Origin of the sequence: Pseudoalteromonas sp. BZB3 (assembly GCF_040104455.1) — a bacterium.
Taxonomy (GTDB): Bacteria; Pseudomonadota; Gammaproteobacteria; order Enterobacterales; family Alteromonadaceae; genus Pseudoalteromonas.
On record NZ_JBECOS010000023.1, the window covers coordinates 1 to 5,435 of the forward strand.

At 40.6% G+C, this 5,435-nt stretch carries 4 protein-coding genes; 2 read left to right on the forward strand and 2 right to left on the reverse strand.

Annotated elements, in window-relative coordinates; translation table 11 throughout:
* Positions 1–187, forward strand: a 187-nt coding sequence (locus ABMY35_RS20710; RefSeq protein WP_349287965.1) for a transposase, incomplete at its 5' end; no start/stop codon positions are given.
* 322 nt (positions 188–509) lie between these two features.
* Here the strand turns inward: ABMY35_RS20710 and ABMY35_RS20715 are convergent.
* Entirely contained in the window at positions 510–1,988 is a 1,479-nt protein-coding gene (locus ABMY35_RS20715) for an oligosaccharide flippase family protein (RefSeq protein ID WP_349287966.1), read from the reverse strand.
* Positions 1,989–1,998: 10 nt separating this feature from the next.
* Positions 1,999–3,183 (reverse strand): glycosyltransferase family 4 protein, encoded by a 1,185-nt coding sequence (locus ABMY35_RS20720; RefSeq protein ID WP_349287967.1) that lies wholly within the window; start codon positions 3,181–3,183, stop codon positions 1,999–2,001.
* 735 nt (positions 3,184–3,918) lie between these two features.
* Between ABMY35_RS20720 and ABMY35_RS20725 the strand changes: the two genes are divergently transcribed.
* Positions 3,919–5,259, forward strand: a complete 1,341-nt coding sequence (locus tag ABMY35_RS20725; protein ID WP_349287968.1) for an erythromycin esterase family protein — start codon at positions 3,919–3,921, stop codon at positions 5,257–5,259.
* Positions 5,260–5,435 lie beyond the last annotated feature (176 nt).

Here is a 5,435-nt window from a genome sequence, read left to right on the forward strand (position 1 = left end):
TTATCAAAATGGCTTTGTGGAAAGATTTAACCGAAGTTATCGTGAAGAGGTGCTAGATTTATACTTGTTTGAGTCACTACAAGAAGTACGTGAAATCACAGATGAATGGTTAGATATTTATAATTATAAGCGACCTCATGATTCACTTGGTGATATGACACCAATTGGTTATCTTGAGGCTGCATAAAATTCTACAAAAGAGCCGTACTAAATTGGGTGGAGTTACATCTTAATTAGAATGTTGAAATAAATCTAAAAACAATCGGCTTAGTATTATTGAGTACATTACATGTCAGTGGCTACGGTAGTGATGCCCACGCTGGTAATGAAAGAGAAACTCCATCGGCTAAAAGCGGAACAACAACTTGTAAAGGGTTGGCTCACCTCAAATAAATGTATTAGAGAGTCGTTGTTCTTTAAACACCAAAATTCGGATAAGGAACAGGTGAGGCTGTTTCCGTCAGATAACAGCAATAATCACACATCGTCCAATTTATCTATATTTTTTATTAGAGGTTTTGTGCGTGCGGCTCTCCTAGTTTAAACAACCATAGCGCGCAGGCAAGTGACGCAATAATAGGTGTGATAGTTGGAATTAAAAGAAAGAATCCTTCCGTGTATTCATGCTTTAGTAAAAAGCTTTGAATACTGCCCGCCATTATTAAAATAAGTGATAAGCCAAACATTCCTCGCGTTAGTAACCCGAACGGATACCTAACAGTAAGTAAGTGCTGGCTAATTACCCAGTATGCGATAAGCCGCAATAGCTGACTAATGACGAAAGTGTACAAGGCGCCTTTAATCCCCATCATAGAGATCATTATAGGGAAGGAGAGTGCGCAGAAGGCGCCAGTTGATATTTCAATATACATTTGAGTGTGACTTTTCTCATGACTAAAGCAACCCAAGTTATAGAGTGCTCCCCATTGTTTAAGCACACCTGCGATAAGCAGCCAGGGTAAGAAATCCATTGCTTCTTGTATCTCTGGAGCGAACAAAAGCCGAATTAACCAGTCGGCCCAGAGCCATACAATTAGACTGGTTGTCATCGCGAACAGTACTCCCAATGTCGCACCGACTCCTGCAGTAGCTAATTTAGAATGATCTGACAGTACATTCATTCTTCTGGCATACCACCAAAGTAAATAGGGCTGATTGCACAGTGCAGCGACTAGAAAAAACTTTACGCCAATTACATAGGCTGCCAGTTGCTCTGGTGAAATATGTTGCGCAAGAATGACGACTTCCATTCCTTGGCTTGCGTACATCGCTAATCCACTTATCACAAAAGGCCAACCGTATTTAAGGGTTTGCATGGTGGTTTGAGAACGAAATTGAATCCCGGTACTCATTTTTTGATAAATGAGTAATTCGATAACTTGGACAAGACTCGCAATAAATGCTGCAGCGAGCATAAGAGTTAGACCGTAGCCGAGTTGTAAGCCAACGACTGTAAGAACACAGTAAAGAACGGTGCGAGTAAGCATAGAGCGCAGGAATAGGAATGCTTTCTCTTCCATTCTTAGCCAAGCTAGACTCAGCCCTATCGTTCCTTCTAAGGTTAATATCAGTGTACACAAGACTAGCTCTAGCAAAGATAGTTCTATGAGCTCTTTAACCACAGGCAAAAGAACGGGTGACAACGTTAACACACTTAACATTAAACAGGCTGCAATTAAGAGTGAGGTTCCGACGAGTTCAGCGGCTATCTCGTGTTTACTTTCTGTTTTGCTAGCCTTCCCAACTTGTCGGTAAAGAAGATTCACCATGCCAAAGCACACGACGATGGTGGCTCCGTTCAGAAGAGCTATGAGTGTTTCAAGTCGGGCGAATTCCACAAGCCCTAACTTGTTGGCAACAAATGGCAATAGAAATAAACTAATCGCTTTAGAGAGAATAATCCCCAAGGCATAGCAAGCTTGCTGAGCAAGTGCGCTTTGTGTTTCGAAAAGTGTACTTAGACGATATTTGAAGGCTAGATAATTCATGTCTGTACTTTCACTTAATGTTCTCAAAAGCATTTGAGAGTTGCTTAACTTGGTCATCTATCACGAAATTTTTCATGAGGTGCTCAAACGCGTTTTGTGCCATAAGCTGTTTGGCTTCTGCGCTAATGGCTAAGAAATCTCTCAGCGCATTAGCCAGCGAAAGAGAGCACCCTGTTTTTACTACCATTGCTAGAGGGTTGTTTGCTACTTTATTGTCCAGCATTTCTAGGCAAGCGCGAATATCGGTTGTAATGATCGGCAGCTTGAACATCATTGCTTCTTTAATAACAAGTGGTCCAGTATCTTGTGTTCCGAAAGGCGTCACAATAAATGGAGCAACTAGGCCACTGTAATGTACATAATTATTATTTATCCAGTGACTTTTTTTTGGGCCAAGAAAAGAGATACAAGAGTCTAAGTTCAGGTGACGAGCTAGCGTTTCGAGATCTTCTTTTAAAGGGCCGTCGCCGACGATATCCACACTAGGCCGTTCATCGGTTGGTAATGAAGCAAGTGCCTGTAGTAAAACTGGCAGGCCTTTGGTTTCTGAAAGCCTTCCGATGTATATCAAGCGCTTAGTATTATAGTTTGGTGCTTTATATTGGTTTATGTTGGTAGCATCGACACCACAGCGAACTCGTAACACATTCGCATCAGGAGCGAGTTTAAGCATGTCCTCCTTCATCATGTCGCATACCGCCACCGCAAATGTAGCGTTTGAAAGCTTAAGAGGTAAGTCCGCAGGAGTCTTATATATATCGTAGCCGTGACAGGTAAACGAAATGGGAGTGTGTATCAATTTTGCGGCCACAATCGCCGTAGCTGTACTAGACAAGCCAAAGTGCGCATGAATATGTTCACATCCTGACTTCCTAACAAAGGTTGCGAATTTTGCGCCATACCAAAGTAGAGATCTCTTTGGCAGACCATTTTGTTTATTTACAAATTGCATTGCATTTTGCAAGCCTGCTTTTGAACTTATTAGTGTTTTAAAAGTTTCTGTCCAATGTATGGACCTAAGCTCGATAGCTTCTCTTGCAAGACGGATATCAGCTTCCTGACCACTATCTTTAGATAGGCTAAATGTTGCCAGCTTTACATTATGGTTAAGGCGCTTCAAGGCCCTGATTTCATTGCCAATAAAAGTTTCTGACAGTACCGGGAAAGCGGTGGCTATGTAGGCAATATTTTTCATGCTATACCTTCCTGTTTTAATCTTTTTGAGGCAACTTTGACATGTTCATTACTTGCTAAGTTATGACTAGTAACTTTTTAGATGACCGATATTTCTCTAAAAGTGGTGCTAACAAAGAAGCCTCTTAGCTAAAGAGCAATCACGATGCCAAACTTGAAAAATAGGAAGTTAAGATTGAAAAGTAAACAATGAACCAGTGGGGCCACAGCCATATAATTAGACTGGTTCTTATCGCAAACAGTACTCCCAATGTCACACGGACCCCTGCAGTAGCTAACTTAGAATGATATGACAGTACATTCATTCTTCTGGCATACCATCAAAGCAAATCGAGCTGGTTGCACAGTGCTGCGACTAGAAAAAACTTTACGCCAATAGCACAGGCTGCCAGTTGCTCTGATGAAATAGGTTGCGCAAGAAAGAAGACTCACCATGCCAAAGTACACGACGATGGTGGCTACGTTCTGAAGAGCTATGGTTATTTCAAATTGAGCGAATCCAGAAACTCCTAACTTGCTGGTATTTATTATTTCGAAAAAGAAGAAGCATAAGCATGCAGTAGATAGTTGAATTTGAATTAATAGGAGGTATTTTGTTCTATACACGTGACGCTGATCTGAGCGTTGAAGAAGTATATATGGTCAGTTTTGAGTTATGGTTTTACTGTAAGCACATTTGACATATTAGTTAATTCGTTATTTTATATACCTAAAACAGCAACAAGGATGAGTTAGGATGAAGTCGCAATTTAAACATGTCGCCACATTAGCAACTGCCATTTTTATGTTTGGCTGTGGTGGAGGTAGCAGCACTACGCAAAACGATAGTGTAGTCACAGAGGTATCAACTTCAACGTCTACAGATTCTGTAAATACGCCTGCTTATGAACAATATGTTGTGACGCATGCCATGCAGCTAGATTCATTAACCGACAATAATAATACTAGTGATTTGGCCCAAATAACTGCGCACTTTAATGACAAGCGGATTGTACAACTAGGTGAAAGCACTCATGGTTCTAAACAAATGAACCAAATAAAAACCAGACTGATAAAGTACCTTCATCGGAATCACGATTACAACGTAGTGGCTTTTGAAAGCTCTATGTATAGCTGTAATTTAAAGCTAGAAACTAACATTAAAACAGCACAACCACTGCTAACGAGCTGTGCTTTTGGTATTTGGCATAGTGATGAAGTGCTAGAGTTATTCGATTATATAATAGAGACTCAAAGTACCGACAGGCCGTTAAAGTTAGCAGGGTATGATGTACAGTTTTCTAGTGGCAATTACCCAGCTTCAAGTCTTCACGACTATTACGAGCAAATTATTACGCAAAACCAACTGACTCCTAATTTCGATCTCACTACTCATTTACAGCAATACATAAACACAGGTGAGGCAGGTATTCGGTGTAGAGATAACAAACAGTGTGAGCAATTTGAAGATACGTATTTAGATGCAATCGCAAGCTTAGAGTTAATAACTCATTATTTTGAGAGTCTTGGAAATGACTTTGTTTTACCTACCGCGATTGCCAAGTCACAGCACTTTAGATTGTTGATGTTAAAAGCTGATATTGAAGGGGGCGTGAGCGCAGGAATGAAGGCAAGAGATACGGGCATGGCGGAGAATTTTATTACGCTTGCAGAAGAAATGTACCCGAATGAAAAAATGGTTATTTGGGCACATAACTTTCATATTTCAGAATCCTACCCAAGCCAATATTATCAAGATAAATTTATGGGGGCCTTACTAAACGACTACTATTCAGATGAGCTATACACGGTTGGTATATATATGCTCTCTGGTGAAAGCGGTAACAACAATAGACAACCAATACCTGTGACTTCGCACCAACGTGATTCTTTAGAGTCAATTGTCCATGCTACAAGTTTAGCACCGCTTTTTTTACCCTTGAGTAAAGAAAATCAAAGTGGGAGCAGTGATGATTGGCTACATACTCAAACGCGGGCAAAAGAGTGGGGACAGGGTAATGCTGAAGTGGTACTTAGTGAAAACTACGATGCGCTTATTGTGATAGATATGTCATCTTTACCTGACTACCTTGATTAAATAATAAAGAGTGGATGGGGCATTCATATATGCCCTTTAAAGAATCAAAGGGGTCACCCATTAGTCAGCCGTTGTAAAGTGCGCGAGTGAATTTCTGCCGAATTATTTTCAGCATAAAACATTAGTCACTCAATCTTCACTCGCGCCCGTTTTTTCTTTAGTTTGATGTCGGATAA